The sequence below is a fragment of the Roseovarius sp. AK1035 genome, from assembly GCF_003288315.1.
Taxonomy (GTDB): domain Bacteria; phylum Pseudomonadota; class Alphaproteobacteria; order Rhodobacterales; family Rhodobacteraceae; genus Roseovarius; species Roseovarius mucosus_A.
The window spans coordinates 2,643,338-2,666,048 of the sequence record NZ_CP030099.1 but is presented as its reverse complement, the minus strand read 5'-3'; the positions used below and the strand labels follow the sequence as shown (position 1 = coordinate 2,666,048).

General features: G+C 62.0%; 26 protein-coding genes. 20 read left to right on the top strand and 6 right to left on the bottom strand.

Translation table 11 applies throughout. From position 1 onward, the window contains the following. The first annotated feature begins 28 nt into the window (after positions 1–28). From RAK1035_RS12740 to RAK1035_RS12710, 7 genes are all read left to right on the top strand, one after another. Positions 29–397, top strand: a complete 369-nt coding sequence (locus tag RAK1035_RS12740) for a response regulator transcription factor (protein ID WP_008281984.1) — start codon at positions 29–31, stop codon at positions 395–397. Then, positions 394–660: a hypothetical protein gene (locus RAK1035_RS12735; RefSeq protein ID WP_008281983.1), complete on the top strand. Its 267-nt coding sequence runs from the start codon at positions 394–396 to the stop codon at positions 658–660. The genes RAK1035_RS12740 and RAK1035_RS12735 overlap by 4 nt, the downstream gene beginning before the upstream one ends. Next, complete coding sequence (locus RAK1035_RS12730; RefSeq protein ID WP_008281982.1) at positions 661–3,345, top strand: sensor histidine kinase; 2,685 nt, start codon at positions 661–663, stop codon at positions 3,343–3,345. It abuts the gene before it with no gap. A 78-nt stretch (positions 3,346–3,423) separates the two neighbouring features. Further along, complete coding sequence (locus RAK1035_RS12725; RefSeq protein WP_008281981.1) at positions 3,424–4,428, top strand: FliM/FliN family flagellar motor switch protein; 1,005 nt, start codon at positions 3,424–3,426, stop codon at positions 4,426–4,428. A 96-nt stretch (positions 4,429–4,524) separates the two neighbouring features. Beyond that, a complete protein-coding gene (locus RAK1035_RS12720; RefSeq protein WP_008281980.1) occupies positions 4,525–4,851 on the top strand; it encodes a TraR/DksA family transcriptional regulator in 327 nt (108 codons plus the stop codon). 90 nt (positions 4,852–4,941) lie between these two features. Next, a complete protein-coding gene (locus RAK1035_RS12715; RefSeq protein ID WP_112303158.1) occupies positions 4,942–5,151 on the top strand; it encodes a hypothetical protein in 210 nt (69 codons plus the stop codon). An 85-nt stretch (positions 5,152–5,236) separates the two neighbouring features. Then, positions 5,237–7,201: an enoyl-CoA hydratase-related protein gene (locus RAK1035_RS12710; protein WP_083803336.1), complete on the top strand. Its 1,965-nt coding sequence runs from the start codon at positions 5,237–5,239 to the stop codon at positions 7,199–7,201. 5 nt (positions 7,202–7,206) lie between these two features. On the opposite strand, the gene RAK1035_RS12705 is transcribed toward RAK1035_RS12710, so the two are convergent. Next, a complete protein-coding gene (locus RAK1035_RS12705; RefSeq protein WP_008281977.1) occupies positions 7,207–7,422 on the bottom strand; it encodes a hypothetical protein in 216 nt (71 codons plus the stop codon). A 134-nt stretch (positions 7,423–7,556) separates the two neighbouring features. Here RAK1035_RS12705 and RAK1035_RS12700 point away from each other — a divergent pair, with 134 nt between their 5' ends. The 11 genes from RAK1035_RS12700 (at position 7,557) to RAK1035_RS12650 (ending at position 17,557) form a co-directional block, all read left to right on the top strand. Continuing rightward, on the top strand, positions 7,557–7,817 hold the full coding sequence (locus RAK1035_RS12700) for a DUF2312 domain-containing protein (RefSeq protein WP_008281976.1): 261 nt from the start codon (positions 7,557–7,559) through the stop codon (positions 7,815–7,817). Between the two features lie 198 nt (positions 7,818–8,015). Next, positions 8,016–9,164, top strand: coding sequence for a muconate cycloisomerase family protein (locus RAK1035_RS12695; protein ID WP_302635980.1), 1,149 nt, complete (start codon positions 8,016–8,018; stop codon positions 9,162–9,164). A gap of 40 nt (positions 9,165–9,204) precedes the next feature. Continuing rightward, on the top strand, positions 9,205–10,593 hold the full coding sequence (benA, locus tag RAK1035_RS12690) for a benzoate 1,2-dioxygenase large subunit (RefSeq protein WP_008281974.1): 1,389 nt from the start codon (positions 9,205–9,207) through the stop codon (positions 10,591–10,593). Between the two features lie 12 nt (positions 10,594–10,605). Then, on the top strand, positions 10,606–11,133 hold the full coding sequence (benB, locus tag RAK1035_RS12685) for a benzoate 1,2-dioxygenase small subunit (protein WP_037298264.1): 528 nt from the start codon (positions 10,606–10,608) through the stop codon (positions 11,131–11,133). Between the two features lie 56 nt (positions 11,134–11,189). Then, the gene (gene benC, locus RAK1035_RS12680; RefSeq protein ID WP_008281972.1) at positions 11,190–12,212 is read left to right on the top strand and encodes a benzoate 1,2-dioxygenase electron transfer component BenC; all 1,023 of its coding nucleotides are present in this window, start codon (positions 11,190–11,192) and stop codon (positions 12,210–12,212) included. Continuing rightward, positions 12,209–12,988, top strand: coding sequence for a benzoate diol dehydrogenase BenD (benD, locus tag RAK1035_RS12675; protein ID WP_008281971.1), 780 nt, complete (start codon positions 12,209–12,211; stop codon positions 12,986–12,988). The genes benC and benD overlap by 4 nt, the downstream gene beginning before the upstream one ends. A 42-nt stretch (positions 12,989–13,030) precedes the next feature. After that, positions 13,031–14,206 (top strand): ABC transporter substrate-binding protein, encoded by a 1,176-nt coding sequence (locus RAK1035_RS12670; protein WP_008281970.1) that lies wholly within the window; start codon positions 13,031–13,033, stop codon positions 14,204–14,206. A gap of 54 nt (positions 14,207–14,260) precedes the next feature. Further along, the gene (locus tag RAK1035_RS12665; RefSeq protein ID WP_008281969.1) at positions 14,261–15,130 is read left to right on the top strand and encodes a branched-chain amino acid ABC transporter permease; all 870 of its coding nucleotides are present in this window, start codon (positions 14,261–14,263) and stop codon (positions 15,128–15,130) included. A gap of 4 nt (positions 15,131–15,134) precedes the next feature. Next, positions 15,135–16,139, top strand: coding sequence for a branched-chain amino acid ABC transporter permease (locus tag RAK1035_RS12660; RefSeq protein WP_008281968.1), 1,005 nt, complete (start codon positions 15,135–15,137; stop codon positions 16,137–16,139). Further along, positions 16,132–16,875 carry an ABC transporter ATP-binding protein gene (locus RAK1035_RS12655; protein WP_008281967.1) on the top strand — a complete coding sequence of 248 codons (744 nt, stop codon included), beginning with the start codon at positions 16,132–16,134 and terminating at the stop codon, positions 16,873–16,875. The genes RAK1035_RS12660 and RAK1035_RS12655 overlap by 8 nt, the downstream gene beginning before the upstream one ends. Further along, positions 16,868–17,557 carry an ABC transporter ATP-binding protein gene (locus tag RAK1035_RS12650; protein ID WP_008281966.1) on the top strand — a complete coding sequence of 230 codons (690 nt, stop codon included), beginning with the start codon at positions 16,868–16,870 and terminating at the stop codon, positions 17,555–17,557. The genes RAK1035_RS12655 and RAK1035_RS12650 overlap by 8 nt, the downstream gene beginning before the upstream one ends. A gap of 51 nt (positions 17,558–17,608) precedes the next feature. Here RAK1035_RS12650 and queF read toward each other — a convergent pair whose 3' ends face one another. The 5 genes from queF to RAK1035_RS12625 all read right to left on the bottom strand — a co-directional run bounded on the left by queF (position 17,609) and on the right by RAK1035_RS12625 (position 21,424). Next, a complete protein-coding gene (queF, locus tag RAK1035_RS12645) occupies positions 17,609–18,073 on the bottom strand; it encodes a preQ(1) synthase (protein WP_008281965.1) in 465 nt (154 codons plus the stop codon). An 11-nt stretch (positions 18,074–18,084) separates the two neighbouring features. Then, positions 18,085–18,825, bottom strand: coding sequence for a 7-carboxy-7-deazaguanine synthase QueE (queE, locus tag RAK1035_RS12640; RefSeq protein ID WP_037298261.1), 741 nt, complete (start codon positions 18,823–18,825; stop codon positions 18,085–18,087). Further along, positions 18,804–19,160: a 6-carboxytetrahydropterin synthase QueD gene (queD, locus tag RAK1035_RS12635; protein ID WP_008281963.1), complete on the bottom strand. Its 357-nt coding sequence runs from the start codon at positions 19,158–19,160 to the stop codon at positions 18,804–18,806. The genes queE and queD overlap by 22 nt, the downstream gene beginning before the upstream one ends. After that, positions 19,160–19,858, bottom strand: coding sequence for a 7-cyano-7-deazaguanine synthase QueC (queC, locus tag RAK1035_RS12630; RefSeq protein ID WP_008281962.1), 699 nt, complete (start codon positions 19,856–19,858; stop codon positions 19,160–19,162). Before queC ends, queD begins: the two co-directional genes overlap by 1 nt. Positions 19,859–19,945: 87 nt before the next feature. Beyond that, positions 19,946–21,424 (bottom strand): AMP-binding protein, encoded by a 1,479-nt coding sequence (locus RAK1035_RS12625; RefSeq protein WP_008281961.1) that lies wholly within the window; start codon positions 21,422–21,424, stop codon positions 19,946–19,948. Positions 21,425–21,531: 107 nt separating this feature from the next. Here RAK1035_RS12625 and RAK1035_RS12620 point away from each other — a divergent pair, with 107 nt between their 5' ends. Then, positions 21,532–22,074 carry a LuxR C-terminal-related transcriptional regulator gene (locus RAK1035_RS12620; RefSeq protein ID WP_008281960.1) on the top strand — a complete coding sequence of 181 codons (543 nt, stop codon included), beginning with the start codon at positions 21,532–21,534 and terminating at the stop codon, positions 22,072–22,074. A gap of 149 nt (positions 22,075–22,223) precedes the next feature. Then, the gene (gene accB / locus RAK1035_RS12615; protein ID WP_037298356.1) at positions 22,224–22,709 is read left to right on the top strand and encodes an acetyl-CoA carboxylase biotin carboxyl carrier protein; all 486 of its coding nucleotides are present in this window, start codon (positions 22,224–22,226) and stop codon (positions 22,707–22,709) included. The last annotated feature ends 2 nt before the right edge of the window (positions 22,710–22,711 follow it).

The following is a 22,711-nucleotide window of genomic DNA, read 5'->3' as shown; positions in this document are numbered from 1 at the left end:
CGCGCGCAACGGAGGGGAGGCCGGTTGCATGACGAAGAGGGTTCTGGTGATCGAGGACGAGCCGAACATCATCGAAGCTGTCAGCTTTATCCTCTCGCGGGATGGCTGGGAGGTAAAGACCCACGCCAATGGCCATGATGCGATGGACGCCGTGCGCGCCCGCGCGCCCGACCTCATCATTCTTGACGTGATGCTGCCCGGCAAAAGTGGCTTTGACATCCTTCAGGAAATCCGCGCCGATGCCGTCTATGGTGATACGCCGGTTCTGATGCTGACGGCGCGCGGCCAGACCAAGGATCGCGAGATGGCAGAGCGCGCCGGGGCCAGCCAATACATGACCAAGCCGTTCTCAAATGCCGATGTGCTGGCAGCGGTGCGGGCGCTGGTCGTGCCATGAGCGCCGAGCGCGGCCCGATGTTTCTGGCGCGGCGCACCTATCGGTTGCGGCGGCTGTCAGACGCGGCGCGGATGCTGCCGATTGCCGGGGCGGTGCTGTTCTCGGTGCCGCTCTTGTGGGAAACCGAAGGGGTGCGCACCACGCGGGCCATGTTTTATATCTTTGGCCTTTGGATCGTGCTTGCCGTGATCGCAGGCGTGATTTCGGCGCGGCTGCGCCCAACGGACACCGAGGAAGACCCGAAGGGTTCACAGGAGCGCTAGATGACGACCTTAAACGTCCTCATCCTTGTTTGCATCCTCTACGTGGTCTTTCTCTTCGCCGTGGCCTTTGCGGCGGATCGCGCGGCGCTGCGTGGACGCGGAAGCTGGCTGCGGTCGCCCTATGTCTACACGTTGTCCCTGTCGATTTACTGCACGGCATGGACATTCTATGGCGCCGTCGGGTTTGCCGCACGCTCGGGGCTGGAGTTTGTGACAATCTATCTCGGGCCGACATTGATCATGATCGGCTGGTGGTGGACCCTGCGCAAGATGGTCCGCGTGGGCCGCAGCCAGCGGATCACGTCGATCGCGGATCTGATATCTTCGCGCTACGGCAAGTCCAATCTGCTTGCAGTGATTGTAACGGTCCTCGCGGTGATCGGCACGACGCCCTATATCGCGCTGCAGTTACAATCCGTCACCCTCTCCTTCGCGGCGTTTGCCGAAACCGATCTCACCGCCACAACCCTGCCTGACATGCACTCCACAGCCCTTTGGGTGGCGGGTGGGCTGGCGCTGTTCACCATTCTCTTTGGCACGCGCAATCTGGATGCGAACGAGCGACATCATGGCGTTGTCATGGCCATCGCGCTTGAGGCGGTGGTCAAGCTCTGCGCGCTGTTGGCGGTAGGAATATTCGTAGTCTGGGGCCTGTCGGGCGGAGTGGCTGCAACGCTCGACCGGATTGATGCCTCGGCCATTGCCCACTTTGAAGTCTCGGGCAGTCGCTGGATTGGTCTGACGATGTTGTCGGCAGTGGCCTTCCTGTGCCTCCCTCGTATGTTTCAGGTGATGGTGGTCGAGAACGAGGACGAAGACCATTTACGCACCGCAGCATGGGCGTTTCCCACCTATCTCATGTTGATGAGTCTCTTTGTCGTGCCCATCGCTGCGGTGGGGCTGGAATTGATGCCTGAAGGAGCGAACCCCGATCTTTTCGTGCTGACACTGCCCTTGATGGACGGACGCGACGGGCTGGCGATCCTGTCGTTTCTGGGCGGCTTTTCCAGCGCCACCTCGATGGTGATCGTCGCGGCGATTGCGCTCTCGACCATGGTGTCAAACCATGTGGTGATGCCACTTTGGCTTTATTTTTCGGGCGGGGCGGCAATGGTATCCGGGGACGTGCGCCACGTGGCACTTTTGGCCCGTCGGCTGAGCATCGCCGGTGTCGTTCTACTTGGATATGTCTATTTCCGGCTCTCTGGGGGCGGAACCGCCCTAGCAGCGATTGGATTGATCGCTTTTGCGGGCGTGGCGCAATTCATGCCCGCGCTAATGGGGGGGCTTTTTTGGCGAGGGGCCACGCGCACGGGGGCCTTGGCGGGCCTTATCGTGGGGGCGGTGGTTTGGATCTACTGCCTTTTTCTGCCCAGCTTTGGCCCCTCAATGGTGCTGCCCCAGGTGGTATTTGACGAGGGTCTCTTTGGGCTGCACTGGCTGCGGCCCCGCGCGCTCTTTGGCTCTGAGGGGATGGACCCGGTGGTGCATGCGGTGCTGTGGTCACTGCTGCTCAACACCGCCGCCTTTGTCCTTGGCTCGCTGCTCAGCTTTCCTCAACCTGTGGAACGGTTGCAGGGGGCGCAATTCGTCAATGTGTTCGATCATTCAGGTACGCCCGGCGGCTGGACCGGCGGCATGGCGCAAAGCGAAGATCTGTTGATCATGGCACAGCGCATCATGGGGGCGACCGAAGCGCAGGCGCTATTTGCAGAAGCAGCGCAGCGGCAAGGCTTGGCAGGCTATCTGCCCGAACCCAGCCCCACATTTCTGCAAGAGCTGGAGCGCGAATTGTCGGGCTCTGTCGGGGCTGCCACGGCCCATGCGATGATCAGTCAGATCGTCGGCGGGGCCGCGGTCTCGGTGGAAGATCTGATGGCTGTCGCGGATGAAACCGCACAGATCATGGAATATTCCAGCCAGCTTGAGGCAAAATCACAGGAACTGGTCCGCACCGCGCGGCAGTTGCGACAGGCCAATGAGAAACTGACGCAGCTTTCGGTGCAAAAGGACGGATTCCTAAGCCAGATCAGTCATGAGCTGCGCACGCCGATGACCTCGATCCGCGCATTCTCGGAAATTCTGCGCGATACCGGCGATCTTACCCCCGAGGAACAAAGCAAATATGCCTCGGTGATCCATGACGAGGCCGTGCGCCTGACGCGGCTCTTGGATGATCTTTTGGATCTGAGCGTGCTGGAAAACGGCCAAGTCGTGCTGCATGTGCAGACCGGTTCGCTGGCTGATCTGCTGGACCGGGCGGAACGCGCCGCCGGGGTGCAGGGTGGCACGCTTCGTGTCGTGCGCGACCGCATGGCCGAGGCGGTGGCCCTAACCACAGATCTGGACCGGCTGGTGCAAGTATTCATCAATCTCATCGCCAATGCGCGCAAATATTGCGACGGGCAACCGCCGATTTTGACGATTCGTACGGCGGTCGTCGATGGGGAACTGGTGATCGACTTTACCGACAACGGATCAGGCATCGCCCCCGCACAACAGGCCGTGATTTTTGAGAAATTCTCGCGTATCGGCCAGCACAAAGCGGGCGGCGCGGGCCTTGGCCTTGCGATCTGCCGCGAGATTATGGCGCGGTTGGGGGGCGCGGTCAGCTATTTGCCCGGGCAAAAGGGCGCCGCATTCCGCGTGACCCTGCCACTGAGCGCCCGCATGGCAGCGCAATAGGCCAAAGTTTCTGCTCCGCTTAAATGAAATCGTAACCAAGCCTGCCTAGGGTCCACCCGAGAGCTTCAGAAAGGGGCGATGGCGCAGGGTATGGGATCGCAGGATCACAGTTCGGTCATTCAACGGATGGCGCAGGCCGCAAGAGACGGATCCGACAGCCGCCAGATGACACCGGTCAAGGCGCTGCGCCTGTCCTTGGCGCGTGCGGCAGATACGCTCTTTGGCCTTGGCCTGACTGTGGCCACGGTCGAACAGATGCGCGTACCGCTTGCCCACGTGGGGCGCAGCTTGGGTGACGCGGGGCTCTTGGTGCTGCTCGAGGGGGATGGGGGCGCACGCGGCGCGCTCTGTCTTGATTCGCAATTCCTCGCCGGGCTGATCGAGGTGCAGACCACCGGGTCCGTGCGCCCCGGATTGGCACGGCCGCGCGCCGCCACACGCACAGACGCGGCGATGGTCGCGCCCTTGATTGATGCAGTTTTGACAGAATTTGAAAGTCAGCTGGCGCAAGAGCACGACGCGCCGCCACCGCGCCGTTTTGGTTTTGGCGATATGGTCGAGGATCTGCGCGGCCTCTCACTCTTGTTGGTGGCCCCGGATTTCGAATTGCTACGCCTCACCGTCGATCTGGGACCGGGGGCAAAAACGGGGCGTCTTGATCTGCTCTTGCCCGTGATCGCGTCACCGGCGCGTGCCTCTTCGGGCAAGATCGCAAACACCAAAATCGAGGCCCCTGCAAATCTCGAACAGGTTGTGAACAACGCACCGGTCATGCTTGACGCTGTCATGGCCCGGTTGCGCCTGCCCTTACGTGACATTCTGGCGCTCAAACCCGGTGATCTTCTGCCCTTCCAGCGTGAGACGCTGAACGACACACAACTTGTCGGCACGCGCGGCCATATCGTTGCCACGGCAGAGCTTGGACAGATGAACGGATTGCGAGCATTGCGCCTGATTTCGGGCGCAGCCGCACCCCTGCCACCTTCTATCGAAACCGAACCGGAGCCTGTACCGACAGAGCCGCGCAGAGGCACCGATCTAATCCCCATCGAGAGCCAAGACCGGCCTCGGGAGACCATATGATCCGGCACCATGACGCCGATCTGCCCCCCTCTTGACCTGTATCAATGACCGAAACATGGCCGTCTGATAGGATACTCAAAATCATGGAGGCTTCGGATGCTAGACACAGAACGATATCGGTTGGCCTTGATGGCGCGGCTCGGTGAGTTGGACAAACGCCTGCATGCCATTGAAGCAGAACTCGACTCGGCGAAATCCAAAGATTGGGACGATGCCGCGATCGAGCGCGAAGGTGACGAGGTGCTTGAGCATTTGGGTCATCAAGGCCAGGACGAAATCAGCCGAATCCGTGCGGCGCTTGATCGCATTCGCAAAGGTAGTTTCGGCACCTGCACCCGCTGTGAGGAAATGATCGCCGTCGAGCGTTTGGATGTTCTTCCAGAAGCACCGCTTTGTCGGGTCTGTGCCGCACAGGTTTCTTGATCCAGTCACGCAGCTGTTACGAGGTCTCTATACTATCGCCAACGACAGCAAAAACACGCTATAGTTGTAATTTCACTAGGGAGGATGATCATGACCAACACGCGCACCGAGCTTGACCGCCTTGAGCATCAGATTGGGCAGGCAAATCCCGACATCCGCCACAAACTGGAACCGCAATTGCGCCGGATGATCGCGCGCTTGCATGACGAAGGCATAGGCGTTCCGGACCAAACCAAGAGCCTGCACGAGATGCTGTTATGCGAGGCCATTGAGGCGCAGTTCGACAACATGCCGGTCTGAATCCGCCGCTTTTTCCCTCCTACGCTTGCGCATGGGGAAATTCCCCGTAGAACTTGTGCGTAGACGCGTTCAGGGGTGAAGCAGTGTGACAGGGCAAATACGCCAAGACTTGCGTAACGGGGTGGCGGTGCTGCTGCTGGATCGCCCCGTGGCCAATGCCCTGTCGGCTGAATTGCGCGCAGAACTGGCGGGCGCATTGGATCACGCGGCAACCGCCGCTGAGGTGCGCGCCGTGGTTCTTGCGGGGTCTGGAAGCGGGTTTTCTTCGGGTGTCGATCTTACCGAATACGACGGGTCGCTGGCAGAGCCGTGGATTGACGCGCTTTGCACGCGGATCGAGGACTTTCCCAAGCCGGTGATCGCCGCGTTGCACGGGCCAACCTTTGGTGCGGGCTTGGCGCTCGCCTTGGCAGCGCACGCGCGTATCGCACAGGCCGAGGCGCGATTGGCGTCGCCTGAAATCACGCTTGGCATGGTGCCCGGAGGCGGCGTGACGCAGCGATTGCCGCGCCTTTTGGGGGCGCAGGTGGCGCTTGAGGTGATGTTGGCGGGGCAGACCCTGCGCGCCACCGATCCGCGGCTGCGCCGCCTTTTTTCCCAAGTCACCGCCGATGATCCCCTGCCCGCCGCGGTCGACCTTGCCGGCAAGCTGGCCGACCAAGGCCACTGGCGTCGCAGCCAAGAGGCCACGCGCGGCCTGTCCGACCCGGCGGGCTATCAGCGTGCCATCGCCACAGTGGCTGAGCGGCTCAAGGGCCAGAACGGTGCCGCGTCGGATATCTTGCGCGCGGTCGAGGCGGCGCAGCTTTTGCCCTTTGCGCAGGGGTTAGCCTTTGAAGCGACGCTTTTTGAGGATCGTTTACGCAGCCCCGAAGCCCGCGCGCAGCGGCACATCTACGCCGCCGAACGCCGGGCCTCAGGCATGCCCGAGCGCGCGCAGGCAGCCACCCGCGACATAAGCCGGATCGCCCTCGCCGGGGCGCGGTTGGGGGATGTGGCGCTGCTATTGCTAGAGGGCGGCAAAGTGGTGCGCAGCGATGCGCCCGACCTGCCCGCCAGCGTGTCACGCGCGCTCGACGGATTGGTCACGCACGGCAAGATGGAGGCCGCCACCCGGGCTGCACATCTCGCGCGGTTGGCAAGCGGGATGGCACCCGTTGATCTGGCGCTCTGCACGCGCGGCTCAGAGGTTGCTGACGGGACGCTTAGCGTGCCTCTCGATGACGGGCGGGGGCTGGCGGGCGCGCCGCTGGGGCTACGGCTTTACCGACCGGCGCAAACCTTGCGGCTTGCGGAACTGGCCGTGTCCGACACCGCCGATCCTGCGATTGTGGCCAGTCTCGCGCAGTTTTGCACCGGGCTGGGCGTGACACTCGTGCGCGCGGCGCAACCTGCGGCGGGACCGGGGCTGGGTCACATCCTGATGGGCGCGGTTTACCTCGCGGGGCTGGAAATGGTCCGCCTTGGCCTGACGCCCCAGCGGGTAGATCAGGCGGCACAGCGCCTTGGATTTCGCGCCGGACCCTTCCTCATGATGGATTTTGACGGGCTGCCGGTGGTCGCGAACCGGCTGCGTGCGGTGGCGGAATGGCTTGGGTGCCCTGCCCCCGGCGCGGATGACCCTCTGGCCGAGCGGCTGGCCAAAGGGGCCGTGGGCCGGGTGGTTGGGCGCGGGTTCTATGACCACCCGAGCGAGGGCCCACGCCCGCCCAAAAACCTAGCCGGACCGGGGCGCGATCCGGCTGAGGTATTGGGCACGGTGGCCCCAGGACACGCCTTGCAAGCCGCATTGGTTGGGGCCGCGGTGCAGCTTTTGGCGCGCGGTGCGGTGCAACGCGCCTCGGATCTCGATGTTCTGATGGTGCGCGGCTATGGCTATGACCGCGCGCGCGGTGGGCCGTTGTTTGCCGCCGATCAGCGCGGAATGCTGGCGATGTTGCGGGATTTCAAGGCTCTGGCCAGGATGGACACCCCGCTCTGGCAGGTGCCGCCGATGGTGGTCGAGATGGTCAAGAACGGTGAGGGAATGTTTGGCCGACGTCACGACTGAGGCGATCACCCCAGAAGGATGCCCACCACGACCATCATCAGGCCGATCACGGACAAGAACAATGCACCGGTATTGAGCGGCACGATCCGTTGCACCACAGCCCGCAAGTCATCATCCGAAAGACCAGCCTTGCGCGCGCGCCAAACCTTGACGATGCACCACATCAACGTGGCCAGACCAGCCAGCGACAGGGCGGCCCCAGACCAGATCATATACTCCATCGCCACCTCCTTCACATGATATCGCCCCGGCGCTAGAGCAATTTTTCCGCCATTGCAAGCCGCGCCGCAGATGACCCTTGCACCGCATCCGGCACAGCGTTAGTCAGAAACCCCAACCGACCGGAGATCAGGCCATGGATGATATGAATTCTGACAGCAACTACCGCGTTACTGCCGATGAGTTGCGCCAGTTCATCGAGCGGTTCGAGCGGCTAGAGGCCGAGAAAAAAGACATCGCCGACCAGCAAAAGGAAGTGATGGCCGAGGCCAAAGGGCGCGGCTATGACACCAAGGTCATGCGCAAGGTGATCGCCCTGCGCAAACGCGACAAGGACGACATCGCCGAAGAAGAAGCCGTGCTCGAGATGTATAAAGAAGCGCTTGGGATGATGTGACCCCGTACTATCCGCTGATTCAGTCAGAAGGCGTGCCCCAGTGGCGCGCCTTTCGTCTTTTTGGCAGGTCCGTGACGCTCTGATAGGTTCCGGCAACCCTTCGGTTCGGGTATCACCCAAGACCCGCAGCATCATCGACTTGATGCCCCACCACAGGCAATTTGCACCTCAATGCAATACTGACATGTGGTGAACGCCGTGACCAAGATCGACCAGATCGAAACGATGATCCTCGATATTCCGACCATCCGGGGGCATGTCCTGTCGATGGCTACGATGCGGGTGCAGACCGCCGTTCTGGTGCGGATGCGGTTCTCGGATGGCTCCGAGGGGATCGGCGAAGGCACTACCATCGGCGGGCTGACCTATGGCCCCGAAAGCCCAGAGAGCATCCAATCCGCGATTGATACCTATATCACCCCCGCGCTTTTGGGCCGGTCGGCGGATGATGTAAACGGTGCCCTCCAATTGGTCGACCATCTGGTCAAGGGCAACCGCATCGCCAAGGCGGCGGTGGAAATCGCGCTTTGGGATGGGCTTGGCAAGCGTTTGGGCGTCTCTGTGGCGCAGCTTTTCGGGGGCGCGGTGCATGGTCGTTTGCCTGTGGCCTGGACGCTGGCCTCTGGCAATTCCGAAACCGATATCGCCGAGGCACAAGAGATGATCGCCGCGCGCCGCCACAACATCTTCAAGCTCAAGATCGGCAAGCGCGCCGTCGCCGAGGATGTGGCGCATGTGGCGCGGATCAAGGCCGCCGTGGGCGACGCCGCCAGCATCCGCGTCGATGTGAATCAGGCGTGGTCGTTGCAGGATGCCCGCTGGGGCCTCAGGGGCCTTCAGGATGTGGGCTGCGAATTGGTCGAACAGCCAGTGCGCGCGCGGTATCTCAATGCGCTGCGCGAATTGACCCGCGCTCACGAGATTGCGGTGATGGCCGATGAGGCGCTGAACGGGCCCGAGGATGCCGTCAGCATCGTGGCACGGGGTGCTGCGGATGTCTTTGCCGTCAAAGTGGCGCAATCGGGCGGGATCAAACGCGCGTCCGAGGTGGTGGCGATTGGGCAGGCGGCGGGACTGGGCCTTTATGCCGGGACCATGCTGGAAACCGGGCTTGGCACAGCCGCTGCGCTGCAACTCTTTGCCGGGATTGAGGACTTGCGGTGGGGATCCGAGCTTTTTGGCCCCCTGCTTCTGACCGAGGATATTCTGGCCACCCCTATCGTCTATCGGGATTTCACCGTCGAGGTGCCGCAGGGCGCAGGCCTGGGCGTGTCGCTCGACCCCGACAAGATCGACTTTTTCCGCCGCGACCGCGCGCGGAGCCTAAAAACCGTGGCCGGTGAATAACTGGCCCAAGACCCAAGACATTTCCGGAGGAGGAAAGACCATGTTTACCCAATCCAATCTCGACGAACTGGAAGGCCGTCTTGACGGCATCGTGCAAGAGGATGCCGAGGCGGGGATTTTCCGCGCGCGGCGCGACATGTTCACCGATGAGGAACTGTTCGAGCTTGAGATCAAGCATATCTTTGAGGGCAACTGGATTTATATGGCGCATGAGAGCCAGATCCCCAATCCCGGCGATTATTTCACCCTGCACATGGGCCGCACGCCGGTCGTGATCACGCGCGACAAGGACGGCAATCTGAATGCGTTGGTCAATGCCTGCTCGCATCGCGGCGCGCAGCTTTGTCGGTTCAAGCGGCGCAACCAAAAGACCTTTACCTGCCCGTTCCATGGCTGGACCTTTTCCAACACTGGCAAGCTCTTGAAGGTCAAAGACCCGAATGGCGCGGGCTACCCCGAGCAATTCAACAAAGACGGCAGCCATGATCTGACCAAAGTGGCCCGGTTCGAGAATTATCGTGGCTTCCTCTTTGGCTCGCTCAATGCCGATGTGGCCCCGCTGGAAGAGTATCTCGGTGAGGCGCGCAAGATGATCGACATGGTTGTCGATCAATCCGACGAGGGGCTCGAGGTGCTGCGCGGCTCGTCCACCTATACGTTTGACGGCAACTGGAAATTGCAGGCCGAGAATGGCGCTGATGGCTATCACGTCTCGGCGGTGCATTGGAATTACGTGGCCACCACCTCGCACCGCACGGCGGATGGCAAGGAAGACAAGATCAAAGCAACCGACGCCAGCAAATGGGCCAAGCAGAAGGGCGGCTTTCATTCCTATGTGAATGGGCACCTCCTCTTGTGGACCACATGGGCTGACTCGACCAATCGCCCCAACTATCCGCGCCTTGCCGAATGGACCGAGAAATATGGGGCCACCAAGGCCGAATGGATGGTGGGCGTGCTGCGCAATCTCTGCCTCTATCCCAACGTGTTCCTGATGGATCAGTTCAGCAGCCAGATCCGGGTGTTCCGCCCGATCAGCGTGGATAAGACCGAAGTCACGATCTATTGCATCGCCCCCAAAGGCGAGAGCCAAGACTCGCGCTCGCGCCGCATTCGCCAGTATGAGGATTTCTTCAACGCCTCTGGCATGGCCACGCCCGACGACACCGAGGAATTCCGCGCCACGCAACGTGGTTATGCCGGTGCCGCCCATGCCAAGTGGAATGACATTTGCCGAGGCGCGACCCAGTGGATTCACGGCCCGGACGAGGATGCCAAGGCGCTTGGTGTGAACCCGATCCTGTCGGGGGCCCGCACCGAGGATGAGGGATTGTTCGTGATCCAGCACAAGCAATGGTCCGAGCGCATGGCGCAGGCCATCGCCAAGGAACGCGAAACCGCCCCCGGCAGCGCCGTCGCGGCAGAGTGAGGAGAGATGACCATGACCACCGCAACGCTAGACCGCCAGAGCACCGAGGCCACCATGACCTATGAGGAAATCCAAGCCTTTCTCTATGCCGAGGCGCGCGCGCTTGATGATCGCGACTGGGACAATTGGCTGACGTTCTACCATGCCGATTGCCCGTTCTGGATGCCCGCCTGGGATGATGAGGATCTCCTGACCGAAGACCCGCAAAACGAGATGTCGCTGATCTATTATCCTGACCGCTCGGGCATCGAGGATCGCGTGTTCCGCATTCAGACAGATCGGTCTTCGGCCACCTCGCTGCCCGAGCCGCGCACCAATCACAACCTTGCCAATATCGAGGTGCTGAGCCGCGAGGCAGGCACGATCACGCTGCGCTTTAACTGGCACACGCTGACCTATCGCTATGGCAAGACCGATCAACACTGGGGCACGTCCTATTACACGATTGATGTGACAGGGAAAAACCCGCTGATCACCGATAAGAAGGTCGTGCTCAAGAACGACCAGATCCACCATGTGATCGACGTTTACCACATCTGAGGCCAAGACCGGCGCGTGCCCGATGGGGACGCGCCACAAGAGGGGAGGAGCCCGCCATGACCAGCTATAATATCGCCCTGAATTTCGAGGATGGCGTGACCCGTGTCATTCAATGCGAGGATGACGAGAAAGTCACCGAAGCCGCGTTTCGGCAAAAGATCAACATTCCGATGGATTGCCGTGACGGGGTGTGTGGCACCTGCAAATGCTTTGCCGAAAAGGGCAAATATGAGCTGGAATTCTACCTCGACGAGGCGATGACCGAGGATGAGGCGGCTGAAGGCTATGTGCTGACCTGTCAGATGATGCCGCAGAGCGATTGCGTGATCCGGGTGCCTGCCTCCTCTGCCATGTGCAAGACCGCGCCCGAGGCGATATCGGCAGAGGTGTTGGGCGTTGACCGCCTGTCCGAGACGTCCTTTGGCCTGCGCGTCAAACTGGCCAAGCCGATGGGCTTTCTGCCCGGTCAATATGTCAATATCTCCGTGCCCGGCACCGAGGCGCACCGCTCGTATTCCTTTTCCTCTGCCCCCGGCGCGCACGAGGCCACATTCCTCATTCGCAACATTCCGGGCGGGCTGATGAGCCGCTATTTGGGCGAACGCGCCACGGCTGGCGATGCCGTCACGCTGACCGGGCCGATGGGGGCGTTTTACCTGCGGCCCATTGAGCGCCCACAACTGTGGTTGGCGGGTGGCACCGGCTTGGCACCCTTCCTGTCGATGCTGGAACAGGTGGCAACGCACGGCGCGGATCAGCCGATCACGCTCTACTACGCCGTAACCCGCGCCGCCGATCTGGTTGAACTCGACCGTGTCATGGCCTTGGCCGAGGCTATTGGCAACGTGACCGTGATCACGGTGCTGGCCGATCAAAACGAAGAGCACGCGCGCAAGGGATTTGTCACCGATCACGTGACGGCTGAGGATCTGAATGGCGGCGATTGCGATGTCTATCTCTGCGGTCCGCCCCCGATGGTGGACGCGGTGCGCGCGCATTTCGCACAACTGGGTGTCACACCCGCCGCGTTCCATTTCGAAAAATTCAACCCGACTGAGACAGAGGCCGCCGCCGCATGACACCGCGTTTTGCAGATAAGGTGATGGTCGTCACCGGCGCGGCCCAAGGGATCGGTCGCCGGGTGGCCGAACGCGCCGCTGCCGAGGGGGCAAAGGTGCTGGTCGTGGACCGCTCAGAGCATCGCGACGCGGTGGTTACAGCGATCCGTGACGCAGGCGGCGAAGCCCAAGCGCTCAACGTCGATCTGGAAACATGGGAAGGCTGCGACGCGGCCATGGCGGCGGCGATTGATATCTGGGGTCGGATCGACATTCTGATCAACAACGTGGGCGGCACCATCTGGGCCAAACCCTATGAGCATTATGCGCCCCATGAGATTGACGCCGAGGTGCGCCGCTCGCTCTTTCCGACGCTCTATTGCTGCCGGGCAGCGATCGAGCGGATGTTGCCGCAGGGATCTGGCGTGATCGTCAATGTCTCGTCGATTGCCACACGTGGCCTCAACCGCGTGCCCTATGCGGCGGCCAAGGGTGGGGTGAATGCGATCACCGCCAGCCTTGCCTGGGAAGTGGGGGAACGCGGCATTCGCGTGGTCGCCACCGCGCCGGGGGGCACAGAGGCCCCGCCACGGGTGGTGCCGCGCAACCCCAATGCCGCCGAAGAACAGCGCGAAGACTGGTATCAGACCATCGTCGATCAGACGATCCAATCGAGCCTGATGAAACGCTACGGAACACTCGACGAACAGGCAGGCCCGATCCTGTTTCTGGCGTCGGATGAGGCCTCTTACATCACCGGCGTCACAGTGCCGGTGGGCGGGGGCGATCTTGGATAGGCCCTGAGGAGGGGTCTCAACACCAACTGGAGGAACTACCCTATGAAACGCGCATTTCTGGCGGCCCTCGGGCTTGCCACTGGCTTTGCTATGCCCGCAACAGCCCAGGACATCAAAGTTGGCCTGCTCTTGCCCTTTTCCGGCGTTTACGCCGCCCTTGGCAATGATATCGAGGTCGGATTCACCACAGCGCTTGAGCAATTCGGGTCTGAAACTGCGGCGACTTTCGAAATCGTCCGCGAAGATACCGAAGTGAAGCCGCCAGTGGCCTTGGCCAAGGCCAAAAAGCTGATCCTTCAGGACAAGGTCGATGTGATTTCGGGCATCGTCAGCTCTGGCGTCTTGGGGGCTGTGCGCGACATGGTGCATGGCGCGGGCGTGCCGCTGATCGTTGCCAACGCAGGCAATGACGAGGCCACAGGCGAGGCCTGCTCGCCCTATATCACGCGCATGTCGTTTTCCAACGGGCAGGTCAACCGCCCGATGGGTCAGTGGATGTATGATCAGGGCATCCGCAAGGTCTATACGCTGGCCCCCGACTATGCCGCCGGTCGCCAGATGATCGACGGGTTTGTCCAGACCTTTACCGCTGCGGGCGGCGAGATCGTCGGACAGGATTTCACCCCCTTCCAGAAGACGCAGGATTTTGGCCCCTATATGGCACAGGCCAAGTCAAGCGGTGCCGAAGCGGTGTTCGTGTTCTATGCGGGCGGCGAGGCGATTTCCTTTGTCAAGCAATACGATAGCTTTGGTCTCAAGGCCGAGTTGCCGCTCTATGGTTCAGGCTTCCTGACCTCGTCGCTCTATGTCAATGCCCAAGGTCCGGCGGCAGAGGGTGTGATTACCGCCCTGCATTACGTGCCCACCATCGACAGCCCCGCCAACGCGCAATTCGTCGAGGCCTTCACGGCCAAGACAGGCCGCGTGCCGTCGGAATTCGCCGTGCATGGCTATGACGCGGGCCGCGCCTTGATCGAGGCGGTCAAGGCAGGTGCCACGGATCGCGAGAGCCTTGCCAACGCCCTGCGCCAAGTGCGGTTCGACGGGCCGCGCGGCGCATTGTCGATTGATCCCGCGACCAACAACATCGTGCAGCCGATCTATGTCTACGAGACTATCGCAGGCACCGATGGGCTGACCCAAAAGGTGCTAGCAGAGCTGCCCGCCGAGGCCGATCCGGTCAACGGCTGCGAGATGGCGGCCCCCGTCAGCAACTAAGACAGGCGGCCCGGCCATATCCTTGGCCGGGCCCTTTCGGGAGGAGGTTCCACAATGTCACTCGATCTTGGTTTCTGGACACTACAGGCGCTCAATGCGTTGCAACTGTCCATGCTGCTGTTTCTCTTGTCTATCGGCCTGACCGTGATCTTTGGCCTGATGCATTTCGTCAACTTGGCGCATGGCGCGCTCTATGCGCTTGGGGCCTATTTCGCGGCCTCAGTGGCAGCGGTTGGCGGCTATTGGGCCGGGTTCTTTCTGGCCCCGGTGGCGGTCGCGGGGGTGGGCGTGCTGCTTTATTCCGGCCTCATCCAGCGGATGCGCAAATCGGGTCCGATGGCACAGGTTCTGGTGACCTTCGGGCTGATCTTTGCCCTGCTCGATATCACCCGGATCGTCTGGGGCGATCTGGCGCTCGGGCTGGAAGTGCCAGAGCTTCTTGCCGGGCGCGTGGCGCTCTTGGGTGTCGAATATCCCGCCTACCGGCTGTTTATCATCGCTTTGGGGTTGGCAATCTTTGGCGCATTGGCCTTTGTCCTCAGCCGCACACAGATTGGCGCAATGATCCGCGCGGGCGTTGACAATGACGCGATGGCGGCCTGCCTTGGGATCAATGTCGAGCGGCTGTTCTTTATCGTCTTTTGTGTGGGCTGCGCGCTTGCAGGGCTGGCGGGCGCGGTGGCGGCACCGCTCTTGAGCGTCACACCCGACATGGGTCTGCAAATCCTTATCCCCACGCTGATCGTGATCGTGATCGGGGGCTTGGGTTCGCTCAAAGGGGCCATCGCGGGCTCTCTCATCTTTGGGTTCGTGCAAACCTTTGGCGCGGTGCTGGCACCGCAACTGGCCTCGGTTCTGATTTACGCGCTCTTGGCGGCGGTGCTGGTGATCCGGCCTGTGGGCCTCTTTCCGGCGAAAGGATAAGGCGATGTTTCGACACACACCTCTGCGATACGGCGCGCTCGTGCTCTTGGCATCGGCGGCCCTCTTCCAGGCCTTTACGGCGGAATATTTCGGGCTGGAAATCCTGACCGAGATTCTCATCCTCGCCATGCTGGTGATCGCGCTCGATATGGTCGCAGGCTTTGGCGGCATGGTCTCGCTCTGCCACGGCGCATTGCTTGGCGTCGGGGCCTATGGCTATGCGATCCTGTCCACCAAGGTTGGGCTGACGCCAGTGGCCGCTATGGGTGGCGCGGTTGCAATAACCGGGGCCATCGCTTGGGTCATCGGTGCCATCTGCGCCCGCAGCCATGGCATCTATTTCATCATGGCGACGCTGGCCTTTGGGCAGATGGGCTATTCCTATGTGTTCGAAGCGCCGCTTTTTGGCGGCGATGACGGGCTGGGTGGGATTGAACGGCTCGATCTTGCGCTGATCGGGCTAGACCTGAATGACGGGCGCAGCTTTGCTCTCTTCTGCCTTGCCATGCTGGCCGCGATCTATGGCGCGGCCGTGCTGATCCTGCGTTCTGGACTAGGTCGGTCCCTGTCGGGTGTCATGCACAACGAACAGCGGATGCGCGCGCTTGGCCTCACGGTCTGGCGGGTCAAGGCGGATGTCTTTGGCCTTTCTGGTCTTATTTCCGGCTTGGCGGGCGTGATGGCAGCACAGCATGTGATGTTTGTCTCGCCCGGCCTTCTGTCTTGGACAGTCTCGGGCGAGGCGTTGGTGGTTGTGATCCTTGGCGGGCTTGGAACGCTGGTCGGCCCCTTGCTGGGCGCTGCGGTCTTTGTGCTGCTCAAGCATGAGGTGGGCGCGCTCACAAGCTATTGGCATCTGGTGGTCGGGGTCATCCTGATTGCCGTGGTGATGAGCCGCGCCAATGGCATCTTTGGCTGGATCGAGGCGCGGTTTGGCGCGCGGATAGAACGGCGTGCGGCGGATGCGGTGCGCGATATCGACCCAAGGGAGGTCAAGACCGATGCTTGAGACACGCAATCTCGACAAGAGCTTTGGCGCGGTGCATGTCACGCGCGGGGTCTCGCTCAAATTGGAGCGAGGCGAGCGGCGGGTGATCCTTGGCCCCAACGGCGCGGGCAAGACGACACTCTTCAACCTGCTGGTGGGCGAACTTAGCCCCGATAGCGGATCGGTGCATCTGGCGGGCGAGAATGTAACCGCCCTGCCCGTGGCCCGGCGCGCGCGGCAAGGACTGTCGCGCAGCTATCAGAAGAACACACTCTTTGACGGGCTGACCGTCGAGGAAAATCTGGGGTTGGCGGCGGCGATCCACACCGGCAACGCCACGCGGCTTTATACCGACAGCCTCGCACGTCCCGAAGTGCGCGACATCGTGGCCGAGGTGGCCGAACAGGTCAATCTCATGCCCTATCTGCATGCGCGTGTGTCTGAGGTTAGCTACGGCGTGCGGCGGCAGCTGGAGGTGGGCGTGGCGCTGGCCACCCGCCCTCTCGTTCTCTTGATGGACGAACCAACAAGCGGCGTGGGCCCCGAGATGGCCAAGGGGTTTCACGACCTGCTGAACAACCTGCCGCGTGATCTGACACTTCTGATCATCGAGCATGACATGGACCTCGCCTTTGACGTGGCCGATACGATCACCGTGCTGAACTATGGTGAGGTGGTGTTTGACGGGCTGCCCGAGGCCGCGCGCGGCTCCAAGCTGCTCAAGGAAATCTATCTGGGGAGTTGGGAAGATGCTTGAACTGAATGCCGTCAATTCCGGCTATGGCGAAACCCAAGTGCTTTATGGCATGGGTTTGCGCGCCGAGGCAGGCCGGGTTCTGGCCATTCTGGGGCGCAATGGCGCGGGCAAATCCACCACGCTGAAGACAGTGATGGGGCTACTGCCGCTGCGCGACGGGCAGATCACCTTTGAAGGCCGCGCCATGCCCAAGCGGCCCTATGATATCGCCAAGGCGGGTATCGCCTATGTGCCGGAAACGCGGGATATCTTCCCCTCTTTGACGGTGCGTGAGAACCTTGAAATCGCGTCCAAGCGGTTTGACGGGGCATGGACAATGGACCGGGTGCTGGACCTCTTCCCGCGCCTTGGCGAACGCCTTGAAAATGGCGGCACGCAGCTGTCGGGGGGCGAACAGCAAATGCTGGCGATTGCACGCGCGCTTCTGATGAATCCACGCCTCTTGATCTTGGACGAACCCACCGAGGGGCTGGCCCCGATCATCGTAAAGCTGATCCATGACAAGCTGATGGAGCTCAAGCGCGAGGGGCTGTCGATGGTTCTGGTCGAGCAGAATTTCGGCTTTGCCACTTCGCTTGCGGATGATGTGGTGGTGGTCAGCAAGGGCCAAGTGGTCTGGACCGGCACCGCCGACGATATCCGCGCCGATACCGAGGCGCAGCATCGCTGGCTGGGTGTCTGAGGGGGCATGCGCCCGCCCGATCAACGGGCGGGCAAGATGCCCAAAAGCGGCTTAGCCGCGCCCGCGATAGGGCGGCACGCCCTGATCAGGAATCCACACGCCCTCTGGCATCGGGCCCGTCTGCCAGAACACATCAATCGGGATACCGCCGCGCGGATACCAATAACCACCAATGCGCAGCCACTCTGGCTCCAGAAAGCCCACCAGCCGCCGCGCAATGGAAATCGTGCAATCCTCGTGGAAGGCTCCATGATTGCGGAAACTGGTCAGGTAAAGCTTGAGCGATTTGCTCTCGACCAGCCATTTGCCGGGCACATAATCAATCACCAGATGCGCGAAATCCGGCTGGCCCGTCATGGGGCAGAGCGAGGTAAACTCAGGCGCGGTGAACCGCACGTTATACTGCACATCCGCCTGCGGATTGGCCACACGCTCCAACAGCGCCTCTTCGGGGGTCTGCGGTATCTGCGCCGCGCCGCCCAACTGCTTGAGGTCTTTGTAAATATTCTCGCTCATCGCTTTCTCCTTCACACCCCGCGCTTGTTGCCCCAGAGCATCACATGCAACTGCGGCAAAACCTTTGCGTCAAACCATCCGTCACCCGTCACCCGCTCTACCAACCAGCGCATGCGCGCGTCGATGCCCGCCTGATCAACCGTCGCGGCATCATCCTCGGGCGGGGGCGGCGTGTGATTGCCCGGCTGCAAATAGAGGGGCAATTGCGGATAGCGCCCCGCCACCGCCCGCGCCCACTCATAATCCGCCTCGTCAAATACGACGATCTTGAGGACGCTCGCAGCACCCTTGGCCGCTGCAACGCAATCGTCAAAGAGCGCCCAGTCCACCTCCATGCCCGACGACGGCGGCTTGGGGCTGAGCACCAGCATATCAAGCGCCGCGAACCAGTCGCGCGCGACAGAGCCTTGGGTTTCCATCGCAAAGCGATAGCCGCGCGCATGGCCCAGATCAATCAACGCCCCCAACGGCTGAATCGCCGGATTGCCGCCCGAGAGCGTCACCATGATGGGCCGACCGCCCGAGAGGCGCGCGACCTCGGCCAACACCACTTCGGGGCTCATCGGCACCCAAGTCTCGCGATAGGCCGACTCGACCGCGTGCAGGCTGTCACACCAGACGCAGCGGTAATCGCAGCCCCCGGTGCGCACAAACACTGTCGGCTGACCGATCAGCGCGCCCTCACCCTGAATGGTCGGGCCAAAGATTTCCGAGACCCGGATCGCCTCGGTCACGGGCGATACTCCGCCCATGTTTTCGGCGTCTCGCTGACCTTGACCGCCGTCACCTCGTGCCAGCGGGCACGGCACCAGTCAAAGAGATGTTTGGCCATCCGTTCAGCGGTCACGCAATCATCCCCCAGCACATCATTCAGATGCCGGTGATCGAGCGTGTCATCAATATACCGCTTCAGATCCCCCAGATCGAGGTAATCGCGCACAAAGCCATGCGCGTTTAACTCGGCGGCGGTCAGTTCGACCACCACAATGTAGTTATGCCCGTGCAGCCGCGCGCATTGATGCGTCTCAGGCAGGCCAAACAGTTGATGTGACGCTGAAAAGTGGAATTCCTTGGTGATCCGATACATCACGCCCCCCGCCCGGCCACAGCCGCCAACCAGAAATCCCGGTCCTCATACTCGGTCGGATCAACGACCCCCGCCAGATGAAACGCCTCGCGCCGCTCGACACAGGTGCCACAGCGCCCGCAATGTTTGGCCCCGCCCTTATAGCACGACCATGTTTCGGCAAAGGGCGTGCCGTGCTTGGCCCCATCGGTGACGATATCGCCCTTGGACCCCTGCAAATAGGGCGTATAAAGCTTCACCTCGGCATAGCCCTCCAGCGCCGCATCCTGCATCGCCTGAAAGGCGTTGATGAAGCCGGGGCGGCAATCGGGGTAGATGAAATGATCGCCGCCATGCACCGCCGTGGCCACGGCATCGGCCTTTTCCGCCGCCGCCATACCAAAGGCGATGGCCAGCATGATCGCATTGCGATTGGGCACGATGGTGATTTTCATGGTCTCTTCGGCATAATGCCCATCCGGCACCGCCACATCATCGGTCAGCGCGGAACCCGACAGCGCGGCCCCGATCTGGCGAATATCCACCACCTTATGCGGCACACCCAGACGGCGCGCGCAAGCAGCCGCGTATTCCACCTCTTTCACATGGCGTTGCCCGTAATCAAAGCTAAGAAGCCCCGCCAATTCATGCTCAGCGGCCACCTTATGGGCGAGCGATACGGAATCGAGCCCGCCCGAGCAGATAACAATCGTCCTCATCTTTCATCCTTGTTTTTTAAAGCGGGTAGGCTGCGACCGCTCGACCCCGCGCATCTAGCGCCTTTGGCGGGTGAAAACAAGGCTGCGCTAGGTGGTCAGACGCGCCCGCAATTCGGTCTTGAGCACTTTGCCGTAATTGTTCTTGGGCAACTCGGCGACCGCGATATAGCGTTTGGGCCGCTTGAACCGGGCGATCTGGCGCAGGCAATGCGCATCAAGCGCTGCCTCATCGAGCGTCCCGTCACAGACCACAAAGGCCACCACTACCTCGCCCCATTCGGGATCTGCCATGCCCACCACCGCCGCCTCGATCACGTCAGGATGGGTCAAGAGCACCTCTTCCACCTCGCGCGGATAGATGTTGGACCCGCCCGAGATGATCATATCCTTGGAGCGGTCCTGCAAGGTCACATAGCCGTCACCGTCCATCCGCCCCAGATCACCCGTCCAGAGCCAGCCGCCGCGCAGCGCCTTTTCGCTGGCCTCGACGTTCTGCCAATAGCCCGGCATCACCGCATCGCCGCGCACGAGGATTTCGCCCACCTCACCGGGCGGCACCTCGGCCCCTGTCTCATCCGCAATCCGCACCTCGACCACCGATTGCGCGCGGCCCACCGAGGCCAGCCGTTCGCGCCAACGCGGATGGCTGCGATCCGCCACATCGGCGCGGCTCAGCGCGGTGATCGCCATCGGGCATTCCCCCTGCCCGTAGATTTGCAGGAAAATAGGCCCGAACACCTCGACCGCCTCCAGAATATCCGCCAGATACATCGGCCCCCCGGCATAGACCACGCTGCGCAGCCCCTCCCCGGTCTCGCCGCGCAAACGCGCCTGCGCGCTCAGCCGTTTCACCATCGTGGGGGCGGCAAACATATGCACCCGACCATGATGCCGTGCGAGATCGAAAATCTCGACCTCGTCAAACCCGCCCGACGCCGGACAGACATGCCGCGCCCCGCGCAGCACATGCACCATGGCATAGAGCCCGGCGCCATGGCTCATCGGCGCGGCGTAGAGCGTGGCATCGTCGCCCGTCACCTCATCAACATCCGCCAGATAGCTGAGCGACATCGCGACCAGCATCCGATGCGTGATCCGCACCCCCTTGGGCCGCCCAGTGGTGCCGGAGGTGTAAAACAACCACGCCAGATCGCCGGGCGCGCGCGCGGCAACCTCGGCCACCGCCGCGCCCCGCGTGACCGCCTGTGCCACGACCCCCTGCTCGGCCAAGGCCTCCCGCCGCACCGCATCCGCCAAAACCACCTGCGCGCCTGCATCTGCGATGATCCACGCCGCCTCTGCCCCGTGCAGCTTGGCATTGATCGGCACGGCAGCGGCCCCGGCATACCAGATACCGTAAAGCGCCAAGAGATACTCGGGCGCATTGCCCATGAAAATCGCCACCCGGTCGCCAGCCGCCACGCCTTGCGCCATCAACCCGCCCGCCACCTCGCGCGCGGCGCGGTCAAACCCGGCATAATCCGCCACCAGATCAACGCCGGTGAAGAGCGCCGCCCGCCTGGGCCAAGCCTGCGCTGCCCGCTCCAGCCAAATCCCGATATTCATCGCCCAATCCTCCGCGTCGCTACCAAAGCACCGACGCGGCCCCGGCACAATTCCGTAGAAACACGCAAACCTCTTGGCGCACCGCGTCCCGCGCGCCATAACGGGCCATGGACATCAAGGAACTCGCCTTCGATCATGCCCCTGTGGGCCTTGCTCTGCTGGAACACCGCATCATCCGGCAGTGCAATCAGAAATTTGCCGCGATCTTTGGCGATACCCCTGCCGATTATACCAACATCCCGCTGGCCCGCTATTACCCGTCCATCGAAGATTATCGCCGCATCGGGGCGGATGCGCTCGCCATCATGCGCAAAACCGGGCGTTATGCGGATGAACGGGTGATGAAGCGCCGCAATGGCACGCTTTTTTGGTGCCGGGTGCGCGGCCAGTCGCTGACGCCCGAGGCCCCGTTTCAGCGCGGCATCTGGTCGTTCTCCGATCTCTCGGACGAACGCCCCCTTGTCGAGCTGACCCAACGCGAACGCGAGGTGGCGATTCTCACCTGTCGGGGGATGACGTCCAAGGAAATCGGCCTTGATCTGGGTCTCAGCTATCGCACCGTCGAGGTTTATCGCGCGCGCCTGCTAGAGAAATTTCAGGCCCGCAAACTGGCGGAACTGGTGGCAAAACTTTCTGGGATGCCGCTCTGATGGCGTGCAGCTCTCGTAAAATTGCCCCCCTGCCCCCAGATTATAGGGTAATGGCCGCTTTTCTCAGCCTCCGCCTTGCCCTATAAGCGGCCAAAACAAAATGCCATGAGCCCGGAACGGGACATCATCGCGCTGTGGTCGAGGAAGATATGTCGAACAAATCCCATGAATCGGACGTGGCCTTTATCAAGGCATTGGCGGAACTGCTGAATGACAACGATCTGACTGAATTGTCGGTCAAGCGGGAATATGGCGAGGACGACACGCTTCAGGTTCGCGTCAGCCGCCGGGGTGAAACAGTTACCACCCATTACGCGCCCCCGCCTGCGCCTGCTTATGCCCCACCCCCGGCTGCCGCCCCGGCCGCGGCCGCCCCCGCCGCTGAAGACCCGGCAAGCCACCCCGGCGCAGTCACCTCGCCTATGGTTGGGACAGTCTATATGCAGGCTGAACCGGGTGCCCCCGCCTTTGTCAGCGTAGGCACGCAGGTGTCCGAGGGCGACACGCTCTTGATTATCGAGGCGATGAAGACGATGAACCATATTCCCGCCACGCGCGGCGGCACCGTCAAACGCATCCTGATCGAAGACGGCGCAGCGGTCGAATATGGCGCGCCTCTGATGATCATCGAATAAGG